General features: G+C 53.8%; 24 protein-coding genes. 20 read left to right on the forward strand and 4 right to left on the reverse strand.

Going from position 1 to position 23,543, the window contains the following annotated elements:
- The 8 genes from bamA to ABWP27_RS01815 form a co-directional block, all read left to right on the forward strand.
- Positions 1–1,214: outer membrane protein assembly factor BamA (gene bamA / locus ABWP27_RS01780; RefSeq protein WP_353152803.1), on the forward strand; the 1,214-nt coding region annotated here is incomplete at its 5' end.
- A 148-nt stretch (positions 1,215–1,362) separates the two neighbouring features.
- Positions 1,363–1,788 (forward strand): OmpH/Skp family outer membrane protein, encoded by a 426-nt coding sequence (locus ABWP27_RS01785; RefSeq protein ID WP_353152893.1) that lies wholly within the window; start codon positions 1,363–1,365, stop codon positions 1,786–1,788.
- A gap of 15 nt (positions 1,789–1,803) precedes the next feature.
- Positions 1,804–2,856 carry a UDP-3-O-(3-hydroxymyristoyl)glucosamine N-acyltransferase gene (gene lpxD, locus ABWP27_RS01790; protein ID WP_353152805.1) on the forward strand — a complete coding sequence of 351 codons (1,053 nt, stop codon included), beginning with the start codon at positions 1,804–1,806 and terminating at the stop codon, positions 2,854–2,856.
- Between the two features lie 51 nt (positions 2,857–2,907).
- The gene (gene fabZ / locus ABWP27_RS01795; protein ID WP_353152895.1) at positions 2,908–3,378 is read left to right on the forward strand and encodes a 3-hydroxyacyl-ACP dehydratase FabZ; all 471 of its coding nucleotides are present in this window, start codon (positions 2,908–2,910) and stop codon (positions 3,376–3,378) included.
- A 2-nt stretch (positions 3,379–3,380) separates the two neighbouring features.
- A complete protein-coding gene (gene lpxA, locus ABWP27_RS01800) occupies positions 3,381–4,169 on the forward strand; it encodes an acyl-ACP--UDP-N-acetylglucosamine O-acyltransferase (RefSeq protein ID WP_353152807.1) in 789 nt (262 codons plus the stop codon).
- A gap of 25 nt (positions 4,170–4,194) precedes the next feature.
- A complete protein-coding gene (gene lpxB / locus ABWP27_RS01805) occupies positions 4,195–5,334 on the forward strand; it encodes a lipid-A-disaccharide synthase (RefSeq protein WP_353152897.1) in 1,140 nt (379 codons plus the stop codon).
- Between the two features lie 39 nt (positions 5,335–5,373).
- On the forward strand, positions 5,374–6,009 hold the full coding sequence (rnhB, locus tag ABWP27_RS01810; RefSeq protein ID WP_353152809.1) for a ribonuclease HII: 636 nt from the start codon (positions 5,374–5,376) through the stop codon (positions 6,007–6,009).
- Between the two features lie 6 nt (positions 6,010–6,015).
- Positions 6,016–6,813, forward strand: coding sequence for a TrmH family RNA methyltransferase (locus ABWP27_RS01815; RefSeq protein ID WP_353152811.1), 798 nt, complete (start codon positions 6,016–6,018; stop codon positions 6,811–6,813).
- A gap of 5 nt (positions 6,814–6,818) precedes the next feature.
- Here ABWP27_RS01815 and ppsR read toward each other — a convergent pair whose 3' ends face one another.
- Positions 6,819–7,664 carry a posphoenolpyruvate synthetase regulatory kinase/phosphorylase PpsR gene (gene ppsR, locus ABWP27_RS01820; RefSeq protein ID WP_353152813.1) on the reverse strand — a complete coding sequence of 282 codons (846 nt, stop codon included), beginning with the start codon at positions 7,662–7,664 and terminating at the stop codon, positions 6,819–6,821.
- 182 nt (positions 7,665–7,846) lie between these two features.
- Between ppsR and ppsA the strand changes: the two genes are divergently transcribed.
- The 3 genes from ppsA (at position 7,847) to ABWP27_RS01835 (ending at position 11,926) form a co-directional block, all read left to right on the forward strand.
- Positions 7,847–10,285 (forward strand): phosphoenolpyruvate synthase, encoded by a 2,439-nt coding sequence (gene ppsA / locus ABWP27_RS01825; protein WP_353152815.1) that lies wholly within the window; start codon positions 7,847–7,849, stop codon positions 10,283–10,285.
- Between the two features lie 192 nt (positions 10,286–10,477).
- Entirely contained in the window at positions 10,478–10,930 is a 453-nt protein-coding gene (locus tag ABWP27_RS01830; RefSeq protein ID WP_353152817.1) for an NfeD family protein, read from the forward strand.
- A 60-nt stretch (positions 10,931–10,990) separates the two neighbouring features.
- Positions 10,991–11,926, forward strand: coding sequence for an SPFH domain-containing protein (locus ABWP27_RS01835; protein ID WP_353152819.1), 936 nt, complete (start codon positions 10,991–10,993; stop codon positions 11,924–11,926).
- Positions 11,927–11,990: 64 nt separating this feature from the next.
- Here ABWP27_RS01835 and smpB read toward each other — a convergent pair whose 3' ends face one another.
- Positions 11,991–12,440 (reverse strand): SsrA-binding protein SmpB, encoded by a 450-nt coding sequence (gene smpB / locus ABWP27_RS01840; protein ID WP_353152821.1) that lies wholly within the window; start codon positions 12,438–12,440, stop codon positions 11,991–11,993.
- 63 nt (positions 12,441–12,503) lie between these two features.
- Here smpB and ABWP27_RS01845 point away from each other — a divergent pair, with 63 nt between their 5' ends.
- Complete coding sequence (locus ABWP27_RS01845; RefSeq protein WP_353152823.1) at positions 12,504–12,935, forward strand: type II toxin-antitoxin system RatA family toxin; 432 nt, start codon at positions 12,504–12,506, stop codon at positions 12,933–12,935.
- The gene (locus ABWP27_RS01850) at positions 12,919–13,242 is read left to right on the forward strand and encodes an RnfH family protein (protein ID WP_502905307.1); all 324 of its coding nucleotides are present in this window, start codon (positions 12,919–12,921) and stop codon (positions 13,240–13,242) included. The genes ABWP27_RS01845 and ABWP27_RS01850 overlap by 17 nt, the downstream gene beginning before the upstream one ends.
- A 45-nt stretch (positions 13,243–13,287) precedes the next feature.
- Here the strand turns inward: ABWP27_RS01850 and ABWP27_RS01855 are convergent, their stop codons facing one another.
- The gene (locus ABWP27_RS01855) at positions 13,288–13,794 is read right to left on the reverse strand and encodes a DUF4124 domain-containing protein (protein ID WP_353152827.1); all 507 of its coding nucleotides are present in this window, start codon (positions 13,792–13,794) and stop codon (positions 13,288–13,290) included.
- 164 nt (positions 13,795–13,958) lie between these two features.
- Here ABWP27_RS01855 and guaB point away from each other — a divergent pair, with 164 nt between their 5' ends.
- Genes guaB through guaA form a run of 3 tightly spaced genes read left to right on the forward strand, consistent with a single transcriptional unit; the run spans position 13,959 to position 17,563 of the window.
- On the forward strand, positions 13,959–15,419 hold the full coding sequence (gene guaB, locus ABWP27_RS01860; RefSeq protein WP_353152829.1) for an IMP dehydrogenase: 1,461 nt from the start codon (positions 13,959–13,961) through the stop codon (positions 15,417–15,419).
- 25 nt (positions 15,420–15,444) lie between these two features.
- The gene (locus tag ABWP27_RS01865) at positions 15,445–15,897 is read left to right on the forward strand and encodes a GAF domain-containing protein (protein ID WP_353152831.1); all 453 of its coding nucleotides are present in this window, start codon (positions 15,445–15,447) and stop codon (positions 15,895–15,897) included.
- Between the two features lie 46 nt (positions 15,898–15,943).
- Entirely contained in the window at positions 15,944–17,563 is a 1,620-nt protein-coding gene (gene guaA / locus ABWP27_RS01870; RefSeq protein ID WP_353152833.1) for a glutamine-hydrolyzing GMP synthase, read from the forward strand.
- Positions 17,564–17,679: 116 nt separating this feature from the next.
- On the opposite strand, the gene norR is transcribed toward guaA, so the two are convergent.
- The gene (norR, locus tag ABWP27_RS01875) at positions 17,680–19,203 is read right to left on the reverse strand and encodes a nitric oxide reductase transcriptional regulator NorR (protein WP_353152899.1); all 1,524 of its coding nucleotides are present in this window, start codon (positions 19,201–19,203) and stop codon (positions 17,680–17,682) included.
- A 153-nt stretch (positions 19,204–19,356) separates the two neighbouring features.
- On the opposite strand from norR, the gene ytfE reads away from it, so the two are divergent.
- The 4 genes from ytfE to ABWP27_RS01895 all read left to right on the forward strand — a co-directional run bounded on the left by ytfE (position 19,357) and on the right by ABWP27_RS01895 (position 23,514).
- Complete coding sequence (gene ytfE / locus ABWP27_RS01880; RefSeq protein WP_353152835.1) at positions 19,357–20,031, forward strand: iron-sulfur cluster repair protein YtfE; 675 nt, start codon at positions 19,357–19,359, stop codon at positions 20,029–20,031.
- A gap of 26 nt (positions 20,032–20,057) precedes the next feature.
- The gene (locus ABWP27_RS01885; protein WP_353152837.1) at positions 20,058–20,468 is read left to right on the forward strand and encodes a hemerythrin domain-containing protein; all 411 of its coding nucleotides are present in this window, start codon (positions 20,058–20,060) and stop codon (positions 20,466–20,468) included.
- 70 nt (positions 20,469–20,538) lie between these two features.
- Positions 20,539–20,961 (forward strand): azurin, encoded by a 423-nt coding sequence (gene azu / locus ABWP27_RS01890; RefSeq protein WP_353152901.1) that lies wholly within the window; start codon positions 20,539–20,541, stop codon positions 20,959–20,961.
- A 393-nt stretch (positions 20,962–21,354) separates the two neighbouring features.
- Positions 21,355–23,514 carry a TonB-dependent siderophore receptor gene (locus tag ABWP27_RS01895; protein ID WP_353152903.1) on the forward strand — a complete coding sequence of 720 codons (2,160 nt, stop codon included), beginning with the start codon at positions 21,355–21,357 and terminating at the stop codon, positions 23,512–23,514.
- Positions 23,515–23,543 lie beyond the last annotated feature (29 nt).

Raw genomic sequence — 23,543 nt, forward strand, 5'->3', positions numbered from 1 at the left:
TATCGCGCGATCGCGTCGATCGTCTCGACTACTTTACCGACGTCACGCTTGAAACACCGGACGTGCCGGGTAAAACCGATCAGGTGGATATCAATCTAGGCGTGACTGAAAAACCGACCGGCAACATCATGCTGGGCGCAGGTTTTTCCAGTAATGAGAAACTAACCCTTAGTGCGGGAATCAACCAGGCCAATGCTTTCGGTAGCGGTAACACGATAGGTGTTGATGTCAATACCAGCCGCCTGAATCGTACTATCGCAGTATCGAGCACGAACCCTTACTTTACCGATGACGGCATCAGTCGTAGTTACGAAGCATTTATTCGTACGACTAGACCGCCGACTATTAATAACGGCGATTACCGGATTCGTACTACCGGCGGCAATATCAAATTCGGTGTGCCGTTTTCCGAGTTCGATACAGTATTTTTCGGTGCCGGTGTTGAGCGTACCGAAGTTGAAGTCTACAAAGGTCTTAGCCCGTCTTACGAGGACAGTCCGGAGGTGTACCAGCGCTACGTGAATAGCATGTTGGGCTTGCCTGAACCAGCTGATTTTAGTGGTTATCCAGATGGAAAGCGTAGTGCCAGTGCCACAGGCATCCCCCTGACAGTAGCCTGGCAGCGTGATAATCGGGATAGTGCATTGGTACCGACTAAAGGGCGTTATCAACGTGCTAATTTTGAAATTTCGCCAGCCGGTGACGCGAATTACTTCCGTACTACTTACCAGCATCAATGGTTCAAACCCTTGTTTGGCGGCAGTACGACGCTGGCCTTGAATGGCGAAGTCAATTATGGCAAGGGTCTGGGTGGCAAAGACTATCCTATTTTCAAGAATTTCTATGCCGGTGGCATCGGTTCCGTGCGTGGTTATGAAGGTTCGTCGATCGGGCCGAAGGCGAAGAGCAATGGCGACCCATTGGGCGGATCGTCACGTATCATTGCCAATGCCGAATTGCAATTTCCATTCCCAGGTTCCGGTACTGATCGCACCCTGCGCTGGTTCACCTTCTTCGATGCAGGTAATGTGTATGCAGACGGATTCGGTGGCGGCGGCATGAAAACATCGGTGGGTATCGGCTTGAGCTGGGTATCACCTCTGGGCCCGTTGAAGTTGAGTTTCGGCAAGGCCTTGAATGCGAATACAGATGGTCCGATCAATGAACGGGATAGAACCCAGGCGTTCCAATTCCAGATGGGTACAGGTTTCTGATCGCTTCAGGCATAATAAGCAGCTGGAAATCGAAATTTGAAACACGGAGATAACTTTGAAGTCGTTTACTAAACTATCAGTGGTATCCAAAGGCCTGGCATTGTTCGTTGCGGGTTTGTTTGTGGTTTCTGGCGTGCAGGCGCAAGATATGAAAGTCGGCGTAGTCAATACCGAGCGTATTTTCCGTGAGGCAGCGCCATACAAGGCGGCACAGACCAAGATCGAACAGGAATTTGCCAAGCGTCAGAAGGACCTAGAGTCCATGGCTGTCAAGGTGAAAAATATGGCAGACAAACTGGACAAGGACGCCGCCGTACTGTCGGAATCCGACCGTAACAAACGTCAGCGTGAGCTGGTTGAAGCGGACAAGGATTTTCAACGTACGCAACGTGAATTCAAGGAAGATCTGAATCAGCGTCGTAACGAAGAGATGGCAAATGTCATCGATCGCACGAACCGCGTCATCAAGCAGATTGCTGAAGCAGAGAAGTACGATCTGGTGTTGCAGGAAGCTGTGTACATCAGCCCACGTGTCGACATTACCGACAAAGTGCTCAAAGCACTGAGCAAATAAAATAAAAAGGCAACGATGAGCACTCGGCTGGGAGATTTGGTCGAACGCTTGGGGGGCCGGTTGATAGGCGATGCGGACATTGAAGTTGTCGGCATCGCGCCGTTAGGCGATGCAGATGCGTCGCACATCACGTTTCTTTCCAATCCCAAGTTTAGAGGACAGGCTGCACAAACGCGTGCGGCTGCCCTGATTCTGTCCGCTGCGGATGATGAAATCGTCGCCGCGACTTATCAGGGTGCGCGCATTGTCGTCGACAATCCGTATGCCTATTTTGCGCGTGCGGCACAATTGTTCGCGGCATTGCATGCTTATGTAGCGCCAGCGGGGATACATCCTACCGCGAGCGTTGATCCGCAGGCGAAGGTCGCGGCAAGCGCATCCATCGGGCCGCATGTGACGGTAGAAGCAGGTGCCATCATTGATGATGCCTGTGTGATTGATGCCGGCTGTTTCGTCGGTCGCGATGTACGTATCGGCGCGGCTACGCATTTTTATCCGCGCGTGACCTTTCTCGCCGGCTGCAGTATCGGTCAACGCGGCATTGTTCATCCCGGTGCAGTGATCGGTGCGGATGGTTTTGGTTTTGCCAATGAAGGCGGTACCTGGATCAAGATTCCGCAAACCGGTGCTGTCAGGATAGGCGATGACGTCGAAATCGGCGCGAATACTTCGATCGATCGCGGTGCACTGGCCGATACGGTAATAGAAGACGGCGTCAAGCTCGACAATCAGATTCAGATCGGCCACAACTGCCATATTGGCGCGCATACGGCGATGGCCGGTTGTGTCGGTGTGGCAGGCAGTGCGGTGATAGGAAAATATTGCACATTTGGTGGCGCAGCGATGGTGCTGGGACATTTGACGATTGCCGATCGCGTGCATATATCATCCGGCAGCCTGGTGTCACGCTCGATCAACGAACCAGGGCAATACACGGGATTCTATCCATTGGCAAAAAATGCAGAATGGGAAAAATCTGCCGTGATCGTACGCAATTTGGCGACGATGCGTGAGAAAATCCGCGAAATGGAAAAAACAATCAAATCGCTAGGCGATGAACAAGAGTGAAATGCAAGAGCGAGAACAAGAATGACTAATCAGGAAAATAAAGTGCCGGAAATGAAAACACTCGATATCAACCAGATCAAACAATATTTGCCGCATCGTTACCCGATGCTGCTGGTCGATCGCGTATTGACGTGGGAATCCGGCAAGTCGATTACTGCAATCAAGAATGTCACTGCAAATGAAGAGTTCTTCAATGGCCATTTCCCGCACAAGCCGGTGATGCCGGGCGTGCTGATGATAGAAGCGCTGGCGCAGACTGCCGCCTTGCTGTCCTTCCTGACGATGGGGCAGAAGCCGGACGACAATAGCGTGGTGTATTTTATCGGCATCGATGGCGCGCGCTTCAAGCGCCCGGTCGAGCCGGGCGATCAGCTGAAAATGGAAGTTGAAATCTTGCGCAATGCGCGCGGCATCTGGAAGTACAAGGCCAGCGGTTCGGTTGATGGACAAATTGCGCTGGAAGCCGAGTTGATGTGCACGATGCGTACCATTAACGATGCGGGTTCGACTACGGGGCAGTAATAATGAGCCTGATCCATTCCACTGCGATTGTCGATCCGAAGGCGCAGCTCGATACTTCAGTTGAGGTCGGCGCGTATTCCGTCATCGGTCCGCATGTCAAGATAGACGCCGGCAGCAAGATCGGTCCGCATGTGGTGGTGGAAGGCCATACCACCATAGGCCGCGACAATACGATCTTCCAGTTTGCCTCCATCGGTGCGGCGCCGCAGGACAAGAAATATGCAGGCGAGCCGACGCAGCTTGCTATCGGCGATCGCAATACCATACGCGAATTCGTCACCATCAATCTGGGCACGACGCAGGACGCCAACATCACGCGTCTGGGCAGTGACAACTGGATCATGGCCTACGTCCATATTGCGCACGATTGCCAGCTTGGCGACAACATCATTCTTGCCAACAATGCGACGCTGGCCGGTCACGTTCACCTGGAAGACTGGGTTTTTCTCGGTGGCTTTACTTCGGTCCATCAATTCTGCCGTATAGGCGCGCATGCGATGACGGCATTTACTGCCGCCGTCAGCCAGGATATTCCGCCCTTCGTGACCGCTGCCGGCAATCGCGCAGTACCGGCCGGCATCAATAGTGAAGGCTTGAAACGGCGCGGTTTCAGCAGCGAGCAGATCATGGCGATCAAGCGCGGCTATAAAATCATCTATCGCGCCAATCTGCCGCTCGAAGAAGCCAAGGCGGCTTTGCTGGCGGAAGAAAGCAAATCGCCTGACGCAGCGCTCTATCTGCGCCAATTGCGCACCTTCATCGAAACATCTCCCCGTGGCATCATCCGCTGATCTTGTCGGCAAGACCGCGATAGCAATGGTCGCCGGTGAAACCTCCGGCGACTTGCTGGCGGGACGCCTGCTGTCCGGCTTGCGCCCGCAATTGCCGGATGCGCTGATGCACGGCATAGGTGGTCCGAATATGGCGCAGCACGGTTTTGTCAGCGACTTTCCGATGGAAAAACTGTCGGTGCGCGGGCTGTTTGAAGTGCTCGCACATTATCGTGAAATCAAGGGCATTCAAATTGCGTTACGCGACCAGTTGCTGGCCGAACGGCCTGCGGTTTTCATTGGTGTCGATGCACCGGATTTCAATCTCGGACTCGAAGCGCAACTAAAGAGCGCCGGCATCCCTACCATGCATTTCATTGGCCCATCGATCTGGGCCTGGCGCGGCGGACGCATCAAGAAAATTGCGCGTGCGGTATCGCACATGTTGGTGATTTTTCCGTTTGAAGAAGAAATTTATCGTCAGGCCGGGATTCCCGCAACCTACGTCGGTCATCCGCTGGCGCAGGTAATACCGATGGAGCCGGATCAGGTCGCCGCACGCGTGGCACTGAATTTGCCCACACATGCGCCTGTCGTGGCGCTGCTGCCGGGCAGCCGGATGTCGGAGCTGAAATACAATGCAGTGGCTTTTGTGGCGGCAGCCAAGCTATTGCTGCAACGCGATCCGTCGCTGCAGTTTGTCGCGCCCATGGCTGGCGAGGCGCAACATCGCTACTTCAATGAACTGATTGCGCAGGCCGGTTTGCAGGATGTGCAGATCAAGGTCATAGACGGGCAATCGCATCGGGCACTGGCGGCGGCAGATGCAGTCATGGTGGCATCTGGCACTGCCTCGCTCGAGGTAGCCTTGTTCAAGAAACCGATGGTGATTGCCTACAAAATGATGCGCGCATCCTGGCATGTGCTGCGGCATATGGGGTATCAACCATGGATAGGTTTGCCGAATATCCTGGCGCAGGAATTTCTGGTGCCGGAGCTGTTGCAGGATGCGGCTACGCCGCAAGCGCTGGCAGATGCCTTGTGGCAGCAATTGCAGGATGGTGCGCATCGAGATTACCTGCAGCGCCGCTTTACTGAAATGCACCACACGCTGTTGCGCGACACCGCCGGCGAAAGCGCACGTGCGGTACTCGAATTGATTGCACAATCGCCGCGTCGCGCCTGAAGCCCTGGCATTTACTGCAATAGAATTTAAAAGACCGTCATGGCAATAAAAAACGATACCAATCTTTCCTTGTTCAGCAGTCTGGATGAGGACGTCATCTGTGGTGTCGACGAGGCAGGGCGCGGACCTTTGGCCGGCCCGGTATTCGCAGCTGCGGTCATTCTCGATCCCATGCGGCCGATAGACGGTTTGCGCGATTCAAAAAAATTAAGCGAAGTGCGACGTGATGCGCTGGCGATCGATATCAAGGCGCATGCATTGTCCTGGTCGATTGCCCAATGTTCGGAAGAAGAAATCGACAGTCTGAATATTCTGCAGGCGACGATGCTGGCGATGCGCCGTGCGGTGGAAGGTTTGCACATACAGCCGACGCTGGCGCTGATAGATGGCAATCGCTGCCCGGTGATGACCGTGCGTGCGGAAGCGATCATCAAGGGCGACGACAAGGTGCAGGCTATTTCGGCCGCATCGATACTGGCGAAAACAGCGCGCGACCATGCGCTGGGATTGCTGCATATTGCTTACCCACATTACGCGTTTGACCAGCACAAGGGTTATCCAACGGCGTTGCATCTGGAGCGCCTGCGTGAACATGGCGTGTCACCCGTACATCGCAAATCGTATGCGCCTGTACGTGCCTTGCTGGGTAGCGCAGTTGTGAATGACAAACGCTGAGCCATCATGACGACCAAAACCATTTCATCGCGCGACAATCCGCTCTACAAGGAGTTGAAGCATCTCGCTACCAGTTCGCAGGCGCGCCGCAAGGCTGGGCGCACTTTGCTCGACGGTATACATCTGTGCGAAGCGTATCTGCAGCAGGTCGGTCTGCCGCCACTGTGCATTGCGAGTGAAACAGCCTTGCTCAATGGTGAAGTGACGGTGATCGTCCAGCAGTGCAGCGACAGCCACACGCAATGCATCGTGTTGCCGGATGCCTTGTTCCACGCATTAAGCCAGGTTGAGCATGGCATCGATATTCTGTTCGTCATCGATACACCGGAACTGGCCGAGCCGCAACGACTGTTGCAGTCTGCAGTTCTGCTGGACAAGGTGCAGGACCCGGGCAACTTCGGCTCCATTGTGCGTAGCGCCGCCGCCGCCGGCATCAAGCAGATATTTTGCAGCGCCGGAACCACCTTTGCATGGTCGCCCAAGGTCATGCGTGCCGGCATGGGCGCGCATTTTCTGCTGGAGATTTTTGAAAACGTCGATCTCGATGCCTTGATTGCGCGCGCCGATATTCCTGTCATCGCCACCAGTTCGCATGCAGAGAAGCGGCTCTACGATCTGGATCTGACGCAGCCGGTTGCCTGGCTGTTCGGGCATGAAGGGCAGGGCGTGGCAGAACATTTACTGGCGCTGGCTACGCACCAGGTCACGATTCCGCATCTGGGTGCGATCGAGTCACTGAACGTGGCTGCCAGTTCGGCAGTGTGCTTCTTCGAGCAGGTACGGCAAAAAACCGCGCGTTCCTGATCCGTTTAATCCGTTCTTTGTTCGGATTTGATTTCCTGCAGTATGGTGGCGGAAATTTCTTCAATCGACTTGGTGGTCGATGACATCCAGCGTATGCCTTCGCGGCGCATCATTTTTTCCGCTTCATTGATTTCGTAACGACAGTTTGCCAGCGCCGCATATTTGCTGCCGGGCAGGCGTTCGTTGCGGATTTCTGCCAGCCGGTCGGCAGCGATCGAGAGGCCGAATATCTTGCTCTTGTATTCCAGCAGATCGCCAGGCAATTTTTCCCGCGCAAAATCATCGGGTATCAAAGGATAGTTTGCCGCCTTGATGCCATACTGCATCGCCAGAAAAAGGCTGGTCGGCGTTTTTCCGGAGCGCGAGACGCCAACCAGAATCACATCCGCTTCCGCCAGATTCTTGTTCGACTGCCCATCGTCGTGTGCCAGGGAAAAATTGATGGCTTCGATCCGGTTTTTGTATTCCTCCGAATCGGTGCTGGTATGGCTGCGGCCTATCGTATGCGTCGATTTCACACCCAGTTCCTGCTCCAGCGGCTCAACGAAAGTCTGAATCAAATCCATGTGCATGCCTTTGGATTGCCGCACTACTTTCGATAGTTCGGCTTTGACCAGCGTCGAAAAAATAATCGGACGTTGACCATCGAGTGCAAATGCATCATTGATTTTGCGCAGTGCATCATGTGCCTTGTCCAGCGTATCGATGAAAGGAAGGCGGATCTGTTTGAAACGCAAATCGAACTGCGTCAATACCGAATGACCAAAGGTTTCAGCAGTAATGCCAGTACCGTCGGAAACGAAAAAAACGGTGCGTGCGCTGGGCGTGGAGCGATTTGCAGGAGTGGACATAAATAAAATGTAAGTCTGATGTAAGTTAAAAAAATGCTGCACTGCGATGCGCATCGAGACGGGATTCGGTAAAATGGCGGCCAATAGCTGTTTTTATCCAAGGCCGCTCTCGAAGAATAACAAAAACTGTAGCCTCAGAAAGGCACGCATGAAGATTTCTTGTCATCAAAGCAGAGGTTGTTATGTCGAACGTAGTAAACACTGGTATTAAGCATGACCAGGTAGCAGAAGGAAATTACGTCATTTCCTTCGAACATCTCCGGATGTCCGATGTGGACTCGGTGGGAGGTAAAAACTCTTCACTGGGTGAAATGATCAGTCAGCTCGCGGAAGCGGGTGTGCGGGTGCCGGGTGGCTTTGCCACTACGGCGCAGGCGTTTCGGGATTTTCTTGAACATTCCGAAGGCGGTGGACTGAGTCTGGCGCAACGCATTGCAGATCGGCTGGCCGATTTGAATACCGACGACGTCCGTGCGCTCGCGCAGGCTGGCGCCGAGATTCGGCAATGGATCGTGGAAACACCGTTTCAGCCGCGACTCCTGAATGAAATCACCCAGTATTATCAAGCTCTTTCCTCTGATTCATCCAAGGAAATGTCGTTTGCCGTGCGTTCTTCCGCTACCGCTGAAGATTTGCCGGATGCCTCGTTTGCCGGTCAGCAGGAAACTTTCCTCAACGTTGTCGGTATCGATAATGTGCTGGAAGCCATCAAGCACGTGTTCGCTTCGCTGTACAACGACCGCGCCATCTCGTATCGCGTACACAAGGGTTTCACCCACGCTGAAGTAGCATTGTCAGCTGGTGTGCAGCGCATGGTGCGTTCCGATCTGGGTTCCGCCGGTGTGATGTTTACGCTGGATACCGAATCCGGTTTCACGGATGTGGTCTTCATCACTTCCAGCTATGGTCTGGGCGAAACAGTGGTGCAGGGCGCCGTCAATCCTGACGAATTCTATGTGCACAAGCCGATGCTGGAACAGGGCAAGCTGCCTATCATCCGCCGCAACATCGGCTCCAAACTGATCAAGATGGAATTCACTGCCGAAGCGAAAGCAGGGCGTTCGGTGCAGACCGTGGATGTGCCTATCGGCATGCGCAATCGCTACTCGCTGACCGACGAAGAAATCGTGCAACTGGCAAAGTACGCCGTCATCATTGAAAAGCACTACGGTCGTCCGATGGATATCGAATGGGGCAAGGACGGTCTGGATGGCAAGCTGTACATCCTGCAAGCGCGTCCGGAAACCGTCAAGTCGCAGCAAAAGACGACCGACGTGCAGCAGCGTTTCAAGATGAAAGGCAGCGGCACTGTATTGACCGTAGGTCGTGCGATTGGCCAGAAGATCGGTGCCGGTCCGGTTCGCGTCATTCTGGATGCAGCAGACATGGAACGCGTGCAGCCTGGCGATGTACTGGTTGCCGACATGACCGATCCGAACTGGGAACCGGTCATGAAGCGCGCTTCCGCCATCATTACCAATCGTGGTGGTCGTACCTGTCATGCAGCGATTATTGCGCGTGAACTGGGTGTGCCGGCTGTGGTCGGCTGCGGTGATGCGACCGAGTTGTTGAAGGATGGCGCACTGGTCACGGTGTCTTGTGCTGAAGGCGATGAAGGCAAGGTCTATGACGGCTTGCTCGAGTCTGAAGTAACAGAAATCGCACGCGGCGATTTGCCTGAACTGCCATTGAAGATCACGCTTAACGTCGGCAATCCTCAGCTCGCGTTTGACTTCCAGTCGATTCCAAATGCAGGTGTTGGTCTGGCGCGTCTGGAGTTCATCATCAACAACAATATCGGCGTCCATCCAAAAGCAATTCTGGAATATCCGAACATCGATCCGGATTTGAAGAAGGCAGTGGAATCGGTCGCACGCGGTCATGCGTCGCCGAAGGCGTTTTATATCGACAAACTGGCGGAAGGCATTGCCACCATCGGGGCTGCATTCTGGCCGAAGCCGGTGATTGTGCGTCTGTCGGATTTCAAATCGAACGAGTACAAGAAGCTGATCGGCGGTTCGCGTTACGAGCCGGATGAAGAAAATCCGATGCTGGGTTTCCGCGGTGTAGCGCGTTATCTCGCACCTGATTTTGCCGAATCGTTCGAGATGGAATGCAAGGCGATGAAGCGCGTGCGTGACGAGATGGGTCTGACCAACGTCGAGATCATGGTGCCGTTTGTTCGTACCCTGGGCCAGGCTGAGAAAGTCATTAACCTGCTGGCGAAGAATGGCTTGAAGCGTGGTGAAAACGGCTTGCGCATCGTCATGATGTGCGAAGTGCCATCGAATGCAATTCTGGCGGAAGAATTCCTGAATTACTTCGATGGTTTCTCTATCGGTTCCAACGATTTGACGCAGCTGACGCTGGGCCTGGATCGCGACTCCGGCATGGAAATTCTGGCTGCCGATTTTGACGAGCGTGATCCTGCGGTACTGGCCTTGTTCTCGCGTGCGATTGCTGCATGCCGCAAGCAGGGCAAGTACGTCGGCATCTGCGGTCAGGGCCCATCGGATCATCCGGATTTTGCAGAGTGGCTGATGAAGGAAGGCATTACTTCACTTTCACTCAATCCTGATTCAGTGATCGAAACATGGCAGAGTCTGGCTAAACGTCTGTAATAAAGTCGCTGAATAAGTAAGTGAAACGGTCGGGTGCTTATATTTTTTCCGATCACAGTTTTTTAGACTAGACTGTGGACACCCGACCGGATAACACTGAACAAGCCTTATCGTGGTTTCTTGACCCTCGTTGCTCTCCGGACTGCGAGGGTTTTTTGCTTAATAACCAAAGGAATACGTAAAGGAATACTGATGACGGACTGGATGATTTGGTTTGCAGTGGCATGCGTGTTGATCATACTGGAAATGGCAACCGGCACCTTTTATCTATTGATGATAGCCATCGGTACTGCGGCAGGCGGCATTGCTGCACTGAGCGGCGCGAGCGGCACATGGCAGTGCATCGTGGCGGCAGTACTGGCTGCGATCAGTACCTTTGCCTTGCGGCGCAGTCGTTTTGGTAAGTCGGAAAATCTGGACGCATCGCGCGATCCCGGTGTGAATCTTGATATCGGACAAACGCTGGAAGTTGCAGAGTGGCGCAATGTTGCGGGTGCCGCCAGTACAGCACGTGTCATGTATCGCGGCGCCTTGTGGGATGTCGAGCTGGCCAGCGGCGGCACAGCAGTAGCAGGCCAGTTCCGGATTCAGGAAGTGCAGGGCAACCGGCTGATTGTCATCAATAACAATGCGGCTGGTAATTAAACCTGCCGTTTTGCAGATCAGTTACATTACGACCTAATCGCAACATACCAAGGAGTTCACATGTTTGGTACTACAAGCACTACCATCATTTTTTTGCTCTTCGTCGTCATTGTTTTTGTCGTCAAGACGATCAACGTCGTACCGCAACAGCATGCGTGGGTAGTGGAACGTCTGGGTAAATATCATGCAACGCTGGGCCCTGGCCTGAAGATCGTGCTGCCTTTCATCGATCGCATCGCCTACAAGCATTCGCTGAAAGAAATTCCGCTCGACGTGCCTATGCAGGTCTGTATCACCAAGGACAATACGCAGCTTGAAGTCGATGGCATTCTGTATTTTCAGGTGACCGATCCCATGCGTGCATCGTATGGATCATCGAATTATATTTCGGCGATTTCGCAACTGGCGCAAACAACGTTGCGCTCAGTCATTGGGCGCATGGAGCTGGACAAGACCTTTGAAGAGCGCGACCTGATCAATCACAGCGTGGTTGGCGCAGTAGATGAATCGGCGGCGAACTGGGGTGTGAAAGTCTTGCGTTATGAAATCAAGGATTTGACACCGCCGCGTGAAATTCTGCATGCAATGCAATCGCAGATCACTGCCGAACGTGAGAAGCGCGCACTGATCGCAGCGTCGGAAGGCCGCAAGCAGGAACAGATCAATATCGCTACCGGCGAACGCGAGGCATCGATTGCCCGTTCGGAAGGCGAGAAGCAGGCGGCGATCAATCGTGCGCAAGGTGAAGCATCGGCCATTCTGTCGATTGCAGAGGCGACTGCCGAGGCAATCCGTAAAACCGCATCGGCGATACGGGAGCCGGGTGGCTCGGATGCTGTGAATCTGAAAGTGGCCGAACAGTATGTCGAAGCATTCGGCAAGCTGGCGAAGACCAATAATTCCATCATCATCCCAGCCAATCTGGGCGATATGAGCGGACTGATTGCGACTGCCATGCAGGTAGTGAAATCGCAGGGGGCGCAGATCAAGTCCTGAGCCTGCCCGGCAAACCGGAAGAATCTCGGCTAAATAAAAAACGGCGCTCAAGGGCGCCGTTTTTTTATCGTCGGTTCTGTTTCATTACCGCCTGGATTTCGCGCTGGGTGTCGCGCTGTTTCTCGCTATCGCGCTTGTCGTGCTGTTTCTTGCCTTTCGCCAGTCCGATCTCGCACTTGATATAGCCTTTCTGGTAGTGCAGGTTGAGCGGCACCAGCGTGTAGCCGGCACGTTCAACCTTGATCGACAGTTTTTTGATTTCATCGGCCTTCAGCAGCAGCTTGCGGGTGCGTACCGGATCGGGCGTGACGTGTGTGGAGGCGGAGGTCAGCGGGCTGATATGCGCACCGAAGAGGAAAATTTCTTCGTTGCGCACGATCACGTATGCCTCTTTCAATTGCGAGCGTCCGGCGCGTATGGCCTTGACTTCCCAACCTTGCAATACGATGCCGGCCTCGAAGCGCTCCTCGATAAAATAATCGTGGAATGCTTTTCTGTTATCAACAATGCTCATGAGTTTCGGCGTATGGTCGGTTAAAATGGCAACTCTGCGATTCTATCAAACGGTTCCTATTCGATGGCAGTAGTGCACAAAACAGTTTTGCTGGGTTACAGCGCCGAACAGATGTTCACGCTGGTTGATCGGGTCGAGGATTATCCTCAATTCCTGCCATGGTGCGGGGGAATTGACATCAAACAGCGTGAAGAAGGCAGGCTGGTGGCTAGCATCATGATCAATTATCATGGCATCAAGCAAAGTTTCACCACCGAGAACACGACGGTACGGCCGGCCTCGATGACCATGCGTTTGCTGGAGGGACCATTCAAGGAATTGCATGGCACCTGGACTTTCAAGCCCTTGCGTGAAGATGCCTGCAAGATTGAATTCGATTTGCAGTATGAGTTTTCCAGTCGCCTGATCGAATCCATTATCGGGCCGGTGTTCAACATGATTGCGACCAGCTTCGTCGATTCATTCAGCAAGCGGGCGGATGAAGTCTATGGCTGAAATAATTGCTCCTGCCGTCATTCATATCCAGATCTGCTACGCCAGAGAGGATAAGCAGTTTCTGCTGGATCAGACTGTGCCGGCTGGCACGACGATACAGCAGGCGATTGAAGGCAGTGGAATTATCCGGCTGGCGCCGGAAATCGATGTGAGCGTCTGGCGCGTCGGTATTTACGGCAAGTTGAAAACGCTGGATACCGTGCTGCGCGAACATGACAGGGTGGAAATTTATAGGCCCCTGATCGCAGATCCGAAAGATTCCCGGCGCAAGCGCGCCGAAAATCGGGACGTCAAAAAGAAGGCCTGACAGATCTGCCGGTTCAGCGACCTGTTTTGGTCAAGATTTCAAATCTTATTTGCATTCTTCCATCGCGCGTTTGTTTTCACGCATTTCCTGTGCACGTTCTTCATCGCTCAGATAGGCACGTTCGCCGGATTTATCCATGCGGCTGATGCGCTCGCCCGAATCCAGCACGCGCTTGTAATTGCTTGCCTGTTCGCAGTTTTTCTTCTTGTCTGCGGCGGCCTGTTTTTTTGCCTCTGTTTCCTTGTCTTTTTCTGCTTGCTCGGCACGGCGCTTCTGGAAGTCTGCGTTCTTTTCAGCGATGGTTTGTGGGCCTTTTTTTGCCGCTTCGCCATCTTTTTCAGATTCTTCGACCGGTTTGGCTGGCGTGCTGGCCGGCGTCATACCCTTTGGCGATTTGAGAATTTTGCTGTTTGGCACTGATGCGGGCGGCGGCGTGTCGGAATACTGTTTGACACCTTTGTCATTCAACCAGACGTATTGGGCCATGGCTGCGCTGGTGCATCCGGCGAGCAAAATGGCGACAGCAAGGCGTTTCAAACCGGGTGCGTGCATGGTGTGTCCTTAAAGGAAGGCAAGAATAAATACTTGTGCGATTTCGCCATGCTTCCCCTCATCTGTCAATGCATAGGCGGGTTTTGGCGGAAATCTTGTCGCAAGGGCGGGACGCGGCAAACGGATTTCTGTATAATTCGGTTTTGCGCCAATAGGAAAACACTATGCGTTTATTACAAAAAGCACTCACATTCGATGACGTGCTGCTGGTTCCGGCTTACTCAGACATCCTTCCCAAAGATACTTCTCTTGTTACGCGCCTGACGCGCAACATCACGTTGAATATTCCCTTGCTGTCCGCAGCGATGGATACCGTGACCGAAGCGCGCCTTGCCATTGCAATGGCTCAGGAAGGCGGGATTGGCATTATCCACAAGAATCTGACTGCCGCCGAGCAGGCGCGCGAAGTCGCCAAGGTCAAGCGTTTTGAGTCCGGCGTGGTGCGTGATCCGATCACGATTCCTCCCAACACCAAGATCCGCGATGTGATGGCCCTGTCGCAGCAACATGGCATCAGCGGCTTCCCAGTCGTGGAAGGCAAGAACGTCGTCGGCATCATCACGAACCGCGATCTGCGTTTTGAAAACGAACTGGATGCGCCGGTCAGCAGCAAGATGACGCCGAAAGACAAACTGGTTTGCGTGCAGGAAGGTGCCGATCTGGCGGAAGCCAAGCGCCTGATGAACAAGCACAGGCTGGAGCGTGTTCTTGTTGTCAATGACGCGTTTGAGTTACGTGGATTGATTACTGCGAAGGATATTCAAAAGGCGACCGAACATCCGCTGGCATCCAAAGACAGCCAGGGTAAGTTGCGCGTCGGTGCCGCAGTCGGTGTTGGTGCCGATAACGACGAACGCGTCGATCTGCTGGTCAAGGCCGGTGTGGACGTGATCGTGGTCGATACCGCACACGGTCATTCCAAAGGCGTGCTGGATCGGGTGCGCTGGATCAAGGATAACTACAAGGATGTGGACGTCATCGGCGGCAATATCGCGACTGCTGCTGCTGCGCTGGCGCTGGTTGAGCATGGTGCGGATGGTGTCAAGGTCGGTATCGGCCCAGGCTCGATTTGTACGACCCGTATCGTCGCCGGCGTCGGTGTGCCGCAAATTACTGCCATTTCCAATGTGGCCGAAGCACTCAAAGGTACCGGCGTGCCGTGTATCGCTGATGGCGGCATTCGTTTTTCCGGCGATATTTCCAAGGCGCTGGCAGCTGGTGCATCGACCGTGATGATGGGCAGCATGTTTGCCGGTACCGATGAAGCGCCGGGCGAAGTGATTCTGTTCCAGGGTCGCAGCTACAAGGCTTACCGCGGCATGGGCAGTCTGGGCGCGATGGCAGATGGTTCGGCTGATCGCTACTTCCAGGACCCGGCGAATAACGTCGACAAGTTCGTACCGGAAGGTATCGAAGGTCGCGTTGCCTACAAAGGCAGCATGGTCACGATTCTGTATCAACTGGTGGGCGGTGTCCGTTCAACCATGGGTTACTGCGGTTGCTCGACGATAGACCAGTTCCGTGACACGGCAGAGTTCGTGGAAATCACTTCGGCGGGCATGAGCGAATCGCATGTGCACGACGTGCAGATCACCAAGGAAGCGCCTAACTACCGCGCTGACTGAGATCGTGTCGCAGCTGGCAAATGAAATGACTGTAGCAGGCAGGGTGGATCACGAGGATCTTGCACAGGTGATTGCGCGTATCGAGCGGCTGGGTAAAGGCCTGTTCGGCGTCACGGCCTGTGTTGTGCACCTGCATGCTGCAGACGAGGCGCTTGCCGAAACGGTTTTTGCTTCGCCAGCGCATCGCTTCTGCGCCGACTTGCCTTTAGGCGAGACCTTGCAATTGATACCGGAGAAAGCATCGTCGCCCTTCAGTCCTGCGTTGGGCAAGGTTGATAATTTCGAGGTGCGGTTTTGTGCCTTGCAGCCTTTGCGCGATCGCGCCGGCAATATCGTCGGCAGAGTAGGGTTGCTGCATGAGCGCACGCGCGCTTTCACATCCGGCGATGGACACTGGATGGCGGATCTGGCGGCGCTGATCGAGCGGGAATTGCACTTCTCGGGATTGGTCGTTGAGACAGCTCGCGCCGGGTCTTGATCTGAAAATTAATTGTTCCATATTGAAACGCTAAGCCATTTATCTCATGCATTCGAAAATTCTCATTCTTGATTTCGGTTCCCAGGTCACCCAGCTGATCGCACGTCGCGTGCGCGATTCCGGTGTTTTTTCCGAAGTCTATCCGTATGACGTCAGCGATGAATTCGTACGCAATTACGGCGCAGCCGGCGTGATTTTGTCGGGCGGGCCGAACTCGGTGATCGAGGGCGACGAGTCGCCGCGCGTACCGCAAGCCGTATTTGAACTGGGCGTGCCGGTACTGGGAATCTGTTACGGCATGCAGGCGATGGCCGAGCAACTCGGCGGCAAGGTTGAAAATGGCCACGTTCGCGAATTCGGTTACGCCGAAGTGCGTGCACATGGTCACACGGCACTGCTGAAAGACATCAGTGATTTCACGACCGCTGAAGGCCATGGCATGCTGAAGGTCTGGATGAGCCATGGCGACAAGGTCAATGAAATGCCACCCGGCTTCAAGCTGATGGCATCGACGCCGAATTGCCCGATCGCCGGCATGGCCGATGAAGCACGTCGCATGTATGCATTCCAGTTTCACCCGGAAGTCACGCATACGGTACAGGGCAAGGCGATCATCGCGCGTTTCGTGCACGATATCTGCGGCTGCAAATCGGACTGGAACATGCCCGATTACATCGCTGAAGCGGTGGAAAAAATTCGCCAGCAGGTCGGTACAGATGAAGTCATTCTCGGCTTGTCCGGCGGCGTGGACAGCAGTGTCGCGGCGGCACTGATACATCGCGCCATCGGCGACCAGCTGACTTGCGTATTTGTCGACCACGGTTTGCTGCGTCTCGACGAAGGCAAGATGGTGATGGACATGTTCGCCGACAATCTGGGCGTCAACGTGATTCGTATCGATGCAGTCGATCAGTTCATGGGGCATCTGGCCGGCGTGACCGATCCGGAAGCCAAGCGCAAGATCATCGGCCGTGAATTCGTTGAAGTGTTCCAGGTTGAAGCCGGCAAACGCAAGAACGCGAAGTGGCTTGCGCAGGGTACGATTTATCCGGACGTGATTGAAAGCGCAGGCAAGGGCAAGAAGGGCCATACGATCAAGAGCCACCACAATGTCGGTGGCTTGCCTGAGACATTGAACCTGCAATTGCTGGAACCGCTGCGCGAATTGTTCAAGGATGAAGTACGTCAACTGGGCGTAGCGCTCGGCCTGCCGCACGATATGGTGTATCGCCATCCATTCCCTGGTCCTGGTCTGGGCGTACGTATCCTGGGTGAAGTGAAAAAAGAATTCGCCGACCTGCTGCGTCGCGCCGATGCAATTTTTATCGAAGAACTGCGCAACACGCCATTTGTGGCGACTCCCGGCGCATCGGAAGCAACCGATAATGGAATTCCGCACCGCAACTGGTACGACGCCACCAGCCAGGCTTTTGCTGTCTTCCTGCCGGTCAAGTCGGTCGGTGTGATGGGCGATGGCCGCACTTATGAATATGTGGTGGCCTTGCGTGCAGTGCAGACGCAGGATTTCATGACCGCGCACTGGGCGCATTTGCCATATGATCTGCTTGGCAAGGTTTCCAACCGCATCATCAATGAAGTACGCGGCATCAACCGCGTTGTGTACGATATTTCCGGCAAGCCGCCGGCCACGATCGAGTGGGAGTAAACGGTTTCATTCTGCGCAGACACGGCGCGGATAAAATCAGCATGTAGTTCCTGACGCCATCCTCATCGGATGGCGTTTGCGTTTACCGGCAATGTTTACCGGTAATGACAAGGCAATCAATCCTTGAGCCCGAGTCGCCGTGCCAGCTTGTGCAGGTTGCTTGCATCCACATCCAGTTGCCGTGCTGCCTGTGCCCAGCTGCCGCCATGGGCATCCAGTGCCTGTTGAATAGTGTGACGCTCACATGTTGCCACTGCATCGCGCAGGGACGATATGGCGAGGGGGATGCCTGGCGTCGCTACCTGAGGCGCAAGCGCTGGCGGCAATTCCACTGCGTCCAGATCAAGCAGGTCTGCTTCCAGTGTGATGATGTCATTGCGATTGACGCCGCGACTGAGGGTCTTGAGCGCAGCGCGGCTGATCACATGCTCCAGTTCGCGCACATTGCCGGGCCAGCGATAGCGACGCAGGGCAGCTTGCGCATCGGTCGATAAGCGCAGGCTGCGCAAGCCGAGCCGTGCGCGATTGAGTTCCAGAAAACGTCCAGCCAGCAGCAGTACATCGTTGCCGCGTTCGCGCAGCGGTGGGATCGGCAAGGGGTAGACCGACAGGCGGTGATACAGGTCGGCGCGGAATGCGCCGTCCCGCACCAGGTCGCGCAAGTTGCGGTTGGTGGCGGCGATCACGCGTACATTGACGCGTCGCGGCCGGTCTGCACCCAGGCGCTGAATCTCGCCGTTCTGCAAAGTACGCAGCAGTTTGGCTTGTACCGCCAGTGGCAGTTCACCTACTTCATCGAGAAACAGCGTGCCGCCTTCGGCCGCTTCAAAACGGCCGGGCCTGTCGCTGATGGCGCCCGAGAATGCGCCTTTGGCATGGCCGAACAATTCGCTTTCTGCCAGCGATTCAGGCAATGCCGCGCAGTTGACGTGCACCAGCGGTTGCGCATGACGGCGCGACTGACGATGCAGGCGGTGCGCAAATAATTCCTTGCCGACGCCGGTTTCGCCCAGCAGCAGTACCGGCAATTCCGAATCGGCGACCACACGCATTTCATGCAATAGCTGGCCGATTGCTTCGCTCTGGCCGATGATTTCGCTTTCCTGCTTGCTGCTGTCCACAGGTGCATCGCCACGCGTCAGGCGTAGCGCACGAATTTCGGCTTCCAGGCGAGTAATGCGGATAGCGGCCTCGATGATCGTGGTGAGTTGCTGCAGTTCCGTTTGCGCAATGTCGTCGAAGGTGCCGATCTGCAGCGCATCCAGCGTCAGTACGCCCCAGGGCTGTCCCTCGACATGCAGGCTGATGCCCATGCAATCGTGGACTGGCAAAGGTTCGCCTATGTGTTCGTCAATCAATCCATCGTAAGGGTCAGGTAACGTGCTGTCGTGATGAAAGCGGGTAACGTCGCGTCGCGTCAGGATGGCAGCCAGACGCGGATGCTGGCTGATTGCGAAACGACGGCCCAGCGCATCGCGCACCAGACCGTCTACGGCAATCGGCCGCAAATGTTCTCCTTCCAATTGCAGCAACGCTACGGCACCGCAACGGAAATGCGTACGCAGGGTGCTGACCAGTCGCTGCATGCGGATCGCTGGCGCAAGATTGGCCACCAGATCGGCGAGGAAGAAATTTGTCATCATGGTTTAAATAACCTTAAGCGGTTTAATTTACCTTTTTTATTTAGGGTAAATAATACCATTGCACTTGCAATATATTGATTTTGTTTTACTTTTTTCTGGCACGCGATTCGCATAGTGTTCTTTACACATGCTAGTGAAAAAGGAATCGCGATGGACATGCTTGATCAATCTTTGGGACAACTGGCCCGTAGCGTTGTTGGCGCCACTAGGGTTTTTAATGATTACCAGCTCGATTTTTGCTGTGGCGGCAAATATAGCCTGCGTGACGCCGCACAAAGAAAAGGTATCGATGCGGAGGAAATCGTCCAGCGTCTGGCAAACCTGCAAGGCGCCACGGATGAAACCGATTGGAGTGCCGAGTCGTCGGAAACTCTGATTGACCATATTCTGCTGCGCTTTCATGAACGTCATCGCCAGCAATTGCCGGAATTGATAAGGCTGGCACGCAAAGTCGAACAGACGCACGGTGATCGCAATGACTGTCCGGTCGGTCTCGCTGATCATTTGAGCGAAATGCAGCAGGAACTGGAAAGCCACATGAAAAAAGAGGAGCAGATACTGTTCCCCTTGCTGTTGTGCGGGCAGGCGGCACTGATAGGTGGTCCTATCACCATCATGCGCATGGAACACGAACAGCATGGCGACGCCTTGCAGCATCTGCTGGCGCTGACGAACGATATGAACCTGCCGCAAGCAGTGTGCAGCACCTGGCGGGCGTTGTACTTTGCGCTACGTGTATTTCGCGAAGACCTGATGGAGCACATCCATCTGGAAAACAACATCCTGTTTGAAAATGCTGCGCTGCTCAGTTCAGTGCATGCGTAAAGATTTTATTTAAAGTGGAACGGTAGATGAATATTGATAAATTCAAACAGCAGCATGTCGATATCCTCGGCAACATTTCAACCCTGCGTAAATTGACACAGGCTGGCGTGGCGCAGAACGCGTCAGATATCGCCAGGCTGGTCGTGGCTATGAGTTCAACCATCAAACTGCATCTGGCGGTCGAAGACAAGGTTTTGTACCCGGCCTTGCAGAATGGCCATGATGCCGGCATGGCGCGCATGGGCAGGCAGTTTCAGGAGGAAATGAGTGTGATCGCGCGTACTTATGAAGGGTTTGCGCAGCGCTGGAATACTGCGCACAGTTTGCAACAAAATGAAGATGGTTTCCGTGCCGATGCCAATATTGTTTTGCGTACGCTGCATGAACGCATGCAACGTGAAAACCGCGATTTTTATCCGCGCATAGAAGCTTTGTAAGTTAGTTGATTTTATTGTTGTTTGCCTAAAGGAGAAAAAAGTGAAGATATGGAAAACCGCAGCCTTGCTGATGCTGGCAGGGTTGAGCAGTTCGGTGCTGGCAGCAGATTGTTCGACCGAGATAGATGGCAACGATGCAATGCAATTCAACAAGGCCAGTATTAGCGTGCCGCAAAGCTGCAAACAATTTACCGTCAAACTCAAGCACAGCGGCAAGCTGCCGAAAACGGCAATGGGTCATAACTGGGTACTCAGCAAAACCGCTGACGTGCAAGGTATCGCCACTGACGGCATGGCTGCCGGTGCGGCTAAAAATTATGTGAAAGACGGTGATGCGCGGGTGATTGCGCATACCAAAGTAGTAGGCGGTGGCGAAAGCGATGCGGTGACATTTCAGACCGGCAAACTCAAAGCAGGTGAAAGCTACACTTACTTTTGCTCCTTCCCCGGCCATTCGGGAATCATGAAGGGGAGCTTGCAGTTGACGAAGTAATTGTGCAGGTCGATGGCAGCGTTGCCTGTACCTGACGAGGAGAAAGCATCGCAGCCGCCAGTAAACCGCAAAAGCAGACTTCGCCGCTTTTATTATTTATTGGTTCTTGAGGTCATTCGGGTTAAACCGGATGACTTTTTCATTTTAAGACTCAGCTTCACTTGAAATGGAGAAAAAATCTCCTCTTTGAAAATACCCTTTAAATGTTTGTGCTCTCGTTTTCCGGCGAGCGAGTTCATGCAGTTTGCTCATTTTCATTGACTTTTAAATAGGAATGGTTATCATTCCATCTTCTTGTTAGGTAGCTAGCCAACTGTTCGTCACTCACCAATTGGGGTGAGTCGGCGAAATGCCAGCCAATTATTTTTATTATTAATTGGGGGACAGATGGTTATGCAAGCGCGCATCCAGCGGCGTTACAAGTTCAATCGGTTTGCGGTATTGATGGCGCTTGCTATCCCCGTGGCTGCTCATTCTCAAGTTACTGAACCGAACGGTGGTTCTTCATCGCAGGCTATTCCTGCATCCCAAAACGAGAGCAATGTACCGGCAGTCACGACTTTGCCAGCGGTGAATGTAAGTGGCGTGCAGGAAACGGCAACCGGCCCCGTGATTGGATATCGCGCTACGCGTTCCTCGACTGCGACCAAGACAGATACTTCATTGGCGGAAACACTGCAGGCAGTCACGGTCGTGACGCGTGACCAGATTGTGGACCAGGGCGCGACCAATTTGCAGGATGCATTGACCTATGCTGCAGGCGTTCGCTCTGACGCATACGGCCTTGATTCCCGTACTGACTCGGTATTGGTACGCGGCGCTTCACCAGACGTTTACATTGACGGCCTGCGACAGGCAAATGATTACTATACGAGCGCTGCACGTCCCGATCCATTCACCCTGGAACGCATTGAAGTATTACGTGGGCCCGCTGCCATGTCTTATGGACAAGGCAGCACCGGCGGTGTGCTGAATCTGGTTTCCAAACGGCCTCAAGAAGAGTTTCAAGGCGAGGTTGGCGTACAGCTCGGTAGTTTTGGACGCAAACAATTGCAGACCGATGTGACGGGACCTTTGACGGAAGATAAGCAGTGGCTCTATCGTCTGGTTGCAATAGCGCGTAATTCAGATACGCAAGTTGACTACGTAAAAGACGACCGTACCCTGATTGCACCTTCGCTGACATGGAAACCGAACGGGGTTACTTCATTAACCTTGCAAGGGCTTTATCAGCGGGATAGAACTGGATCGACTTCACAGTTCCTGCCGTGGGCAGGTATGGTGACTCCCAATGTCAACGGCATGATTCCAACCAGTCGCTTTATTGGTGAGCCAAGTGATCGCTATGATACGGATCGACAATCACTGGGGTATCTGTTTGAACATCAGCTCAATGACAACTGGACCTTCCGTCAAAATTTCCGTTATGCAGTTAATGAGGTCGATTACTTTACGCATTATGCGGATTCGTTTACCAACCCTGGCGGTTGGGCGATTGACCCTGTGAATCAGCGTCTCATCGGACGTTATGCGGATGACAGTATTACCAAAGTAAAGATCGCCACGATCGATCAGCATTTGCAGGCGAAATTGCAGACTGGACCCTTGCAGCACGATCTATTAGTTGGCCTGGATTACACGCGTTATCAACGCGACAGACAATCGGGTTTTGCCATGGACACGATTGATGTCTATGCGCCGGTATACGGGAATGGTGTCGTCGCGACTCTTGCCGACGATCCACAGTCTGTACAGCGTCAAATTGGTTTATATCTGCAAGACCAAATCAAGATTGGAAAGAACTGGATCGTTTCGGCGGGATTGCGCCATGACCGCGTAAACAATGCATTGGCTGGCAGTGACGATGAAGAGAGCCGGGCGACGACCAAGCGAGTTGGTGTCATGTATCTGCTGGAAAATGGCTGGTCTCCATACGTGAGTTACAGCGAGTCCTTTACACCAGTCGCGGGAACCAACGCCTATGATCAGCGCTTCAAACCTGTGCGTGGTGAACAGATTGAAGGTGGCGTTAAATACATGCCTGTAAACGGTAATAGTCAATTTACGGCAGCTATCTGGAAGATCGATGAAAAAAATAAAAGTACAACCGATCCAAGCAATCCACTCAATCAAATCCAGGTTGGCCAGACAAAAAATCGCGGTGTCGAACTGGAATGGAAAGCTGCCATCACTCCGACAATTGACGTCCTGGCGCATTACAACTTTACGGATCTGGACAAACAGCTTGATGAAGTGCCGCGTCACCAGGCTGCAGCATGGGGAAAGTGGCGTTTCTCAATCGGTGGTGTGAGTGGTTTTGCGCTGGGCGCTGGCGCCCGCTACATGAGCTCGTTCCGTGACGGCGTTGCGCCGACCACGCCTTCTGTCACCTTGCTTGACGCTTTGCTGTCATGGGACACCATGAATTGGCGTTACGCACTTAACGTGAACAACCTCACGGATAAAGTTTATAACGCGACTTGTCTTTCTCGTGGTGACTGCTGGTATGGGGCGCGTAGAAACGTCGTTCTAACCGCAACTTATAAATTTTAAAGAATCAGTGTTTTTGCAATAAGGCGCGG

Origin of the sequence: Herminiimonas fonticola (assembly GCF_040395855.1) — a bacterium.
Lineage (GTDB): Bacteria > Pseudomonadota > Gammaproteobacteria > Burkholderiales > Burkholderiaceae_D > Oxalicibacterium > Oxalicibacterium fonticola_A.

Coding starts and splice junctions, on each gene's coding strand:
- ABWP27_RS01785 (WP_353152893.1), top strand. CDS start 1,363: ATGAAAGTCGGCGTAGTCAATACCGAGCGTATTTTCCGTGAGGCAGCG.
- lpxD (WP_353152805.1), top strand. CDS start 1,804: ATGAGCACTCGGCTGGGAGATTTGGTCGAACGCTTGGGGGGCCGGTTG.
- fabZ (WP_353152895.1), top strand. CDS start 2,908: ATGAAAACACTCGATATCAACCAGATCAAACAATATTTGCCGCATCGT.
- lpxA (WP_353152807.1), top strand. CDS start 3,381: ATGAGCCTGATCCATTCCACTGCGATTGTCGATCCGAAGGCGCAGCTC.
- lpxB (WP_353152897.1), top strand. CDS start 4,195: ATGGTCGCCGGTGAAACCTCCGGCGACTTGCTGGCGGGACGCCTGCTG.
- rnhB (WP_353152809.1), top strand. CDS start 5,374: ATGGCAATAAAAAACGATACCAATCTTTCCTTGTTCAGCAGTCTGGAT.
- ABWP27_RS01815 (WP_353152811.1), top strand. CDS start 6,016: ATGACGACCAAAACCATTTCATCGCGCGACAATCCGCTCTACAAGGAG.
- ppsR (WP_353152813.1), bottom strand. CDS start 7,664: ATGTCCACTCCTGCAAATCGCTCCACGCCCAGCGCACGCACCGTTTTT.
- ppsA (WP_353152815.1), top strand. CDS start 7,847: ATGTCGAACGTAGTAAACACTGGTATTAAGCATGACCAGGTAGCAGAA.
- ABWP27_RS01830 (WP_353152817.1), top strand. CDS start 10,478: ATGACGGACTGGATGATTTGGTTTGCAGTGGCATGCGTGTTGATCATA.
- ABWP27_RS01835 (WP_353152819.1), top strand. CDS start 10,991: ATGTTTGGTACTACAAGCACTACCATCATTTTTTTGCTCTTCGTCGTC.
- smpB (WP_353152821.1), bottom strand. CDS start 12,440: ATGAGCATTGTTGATAACAGAAAAGCATTCCACGATTATTTTATCGAG.
- ABWP27_RS01845 (WP_353152823.1), top strand. CDS start 12,504: ATGGCAGTAGTGCACAAAACAGTTTTGCTGGGTTACAGCGCCGAACAG.
- ABWP27_RS01850 (WP_502905307.1), top strand. CDS start 12,919: ATGAAGTCTATGGCTGAAATAATTGCTCCTGCCGTCATTCATATCCAG.
- ABWP27_RS01855 (WP_353152827.1), bottom strand. CDS start 13,794: ATGCACGCACCCGGTTTGAAACGCCTTGCTGTCGCCATTTTGCTCGCC.
- guaB (WP_353152829.1), top strand. CDS start 13,959: ATGCGTTTATTACAAAAAGCACTCACATTCGATGACGTGCTGCTGGTT.
- ABWP27_RS01865 (WP_353152831.1), top strand. CDS start 15,445: ATGACTGTAGCAGGCAGGGTGGATCACGAGGATCTTGCACAGGTGATT.
- guaA (WP_353152833.1), top strand. CDS start 15,944: ATGCATTCGAAAATTCTCATTCTTGATTTCGGTTCCCAGGTCACCCAG.
- norR (WP_353152899.1), bottom strand. CDS start 19,203: ATGACAAATTTCTTCCTCGCCGATCTGGTGGCCAATCTTGCGCCAGCG.
- ytfE (WP_353152835.1), top strand. CDS start 19,357: ATGGACATGCTTGATCAATCTTTGGGACAACTGGCCCGTAGCGTTGTT.
- ABWP27_RS01885 (WP_353152837.1), top strand. CDS start 20,058: ATGAATATTGATAAATTCAAACAGCAGCATGTCGATATCCTCGGCAAC.
- azu (WP_353152901.1), top strand. CDS start 20,539: ATGCTGGCAGGGTTGAGCAGTTCGGTGCTGGCAGCAGATTGTTCGACC.
- ABWP27_RS01895 (WP_353152903.1), top strand. CDS start 21,355: ATGCAAGCGCGCATCCAGCGGCGTTACAAGTTCAATCGGTTTGCGGTA.